This window comes from Streptomyces sp. AcH 505 (assembly GCF_000818175.1).
In the GTDB taxonomy this organism is placed as follows: domain Bacteria; phylum Actinomycetota; class Actinomycetes; order Streptomycetales; family Streptomycetaceae; genus Streptomyces.
In genome coordinates this window covers 1,244,640-1,246,609 of sequence record NZ_JTIY01000001.1, presented here as the reverse complement: position 1 = coordinate 1,246,609, position 1,970 = coordinate 1,244,640, and the positions used below count along the sequence as shown (strand labels likewise).

Annotated in this window: 1 protein-coding gene; it reads right to left on the bottom strand. The window is 74.1% G+C overall.

Translation table 11 applies throughout. From position 1 onward, the window contains the following. Positions 1 to 13 precede the first annotated feature (13 nt). Positions 14 to 1,970 (bottom strand): tetratricopeptide repeat protein (locus tag HY68_RS05655; RefSeq protein WP_041985147.1); only part of this gene is annotated, 1,957 nt, incomplete at its 5' end.

Genomic DNA, 1,970 nt, shown 5'->3' with positions numbered 1-1,970 from the left:
GCCTCCCGGGGGCTTACGCCGAGGTCGCCGCCACCGGCACGCCCATCACCTCGCGCGCGTGCCGGTCCGGCACCAGGCCGAGCCGCCACGCCTGCCAGCCGTCCTCCAGCGTGACGCCGCGCTGGAGGATCACGGTCAGCGTCTCGGCGCAGTCGGCCACCTTGCCGTCCCGGGTGCCGTGCCCGGCCCTGACCAGCTCCGCCAGTTCCTGTTCCGCGACCACGGCGCCCACCTCCGTACCGCCGGGCGAGGCGTACGGCAGCAGCGTGCAGCGCAGGAAGCGGGCCCAGTCGGCGCCGCGCAGATCGTCGTACGACAGGAACAGCGCCGTCGCCTCGTCGCACAGCCGCAGCGCCTGCGCGGCCCGGCTGTTGCCCGCGTCGATGATGGCGAGTTCCAGACACGTCCAGCCCTCGCCGTGCGACACCCCGATCCGGTGGAAGTCGGCGCGGGCGTCGACCAGCAGCTGACGGGCGAAACCGGAGTTGCGCAGATTGCCCGTCTGGGCCGCCCGCTGGTCGCGGGTGACCCGGCCCGAGTGGTGCCGGGCGCAGGCCAGGCCGTACACGTCGCGCATCCGGGAGAACATCGTGCGGGCGCGCTCCAGTTCGCGTACCGCCTGGTCGCGGTCGCCGCCCTCCTCCAGGGCCTGGCCGAGGTAGTAGCGCGTCCAGGCCTCGCCGCGCGCGTCCTCGTTCTCCCGGTGCCTGGCCAGCGCCTGCCGGAGCTGGTCGACTGCGGGCTCCGGGTCGCCCGCCACCAGCCGGGCCCGCGCCAGCTGGGTCAGCGCCCACGCCTCGCCGCGGTTGTCGCGCGTCGTGTCGTACAGGGCCAGCGCGGCCCGCAGTTCGTCCTCCGCGCGCGGCACGTCGCCCATCCGCAGGCACACCTGGCCGAGCTGGAAGTGCGACCAGGCCTCGCCGTGCACGGACCCGCTCGTACGGTGCAGGTCCAGCGCGTCGGCGAGCAGGGTGAGTGCCTCGGCGATCTGGCCGCGGTCCCGCTCGACCGCCGCCAGGGCGTGCAGGGTCCAGGCGCGGTCGGCCGACAGCTCGAAACCGGACTGGAGCGCCATCGCCTCGCGGAGCTTGGCCGATGCCTCGGTCAGATTGCCCTGGTGGTGCAGGGTGATGCCGAGGGAGCAGAGCGCGCGTGCGGTGCCCGCCTCGTGCTGCGCCTCGCGGTACAGGTCGACCACCGACGTCAGTGTCGTACGGGCCTTGTCCAGCTCGCCGAGCTGGCGGGCCGCGATACCGGTACGCCACTGGACGGAGCGGGCCAGCAGCCCCTGCCCGACGGCCTGGGACAACTCGCTTATCTCACCGAGCCGGTAGAGGTCGCCGCGCAGCAGGCAGTAGTCGCACAGCGCGCCCAGCAGGTTGAGTACGGTCTCCTGGTCGACGCCCTCGGCGTGGCGCAGCGCCGCCGTGATGAAGCTGGACTCCTCGTCCAGCCAACGCAGGGCCGCGTCGGGCGAGTTGAAGCCGTGCGCGCCTGCCGCCGTCCTGAACAGGTCCGCGCGGGTCGAGGTGTTGCCGTCGACGAGCCGGATCACCGAGTCGGCGAGTTCGCCGTAGTTACGGATCAGCCGCTCCTGCGCTGCCGTGCGCTCCGCCGTCGGCTCCTCGTCGAGCAGCCGCGCGAGCGCGAACGTGCGGACGACGTCGTGCAGTCGGTAGCGCCTGCCCCGTACGTGATCGATGAGGCCCGCCCGGGACAGGGCCGTCAGTAGCCGTCCCGCCTCCTGCTCGTCGGTGGCGAGCAGCGCGGCCGCGGCGGCGACGCCCAGCGAGGCACGGCCCGCCAGCGCCAGTCTGCGCAACAGCCGGCGGCTCTGGTCACTCTGGTCGGTGTAGCGCAGCCACAGCGCGCGCTCCACCGGCTCGACCGGGCCGTACGCCGCGAGGTCGGCGGCGAGTTGGTGCGCGCTGCGGGCGCCGAGCGAGGACCCGGCGACGCGCAGCGCCAGC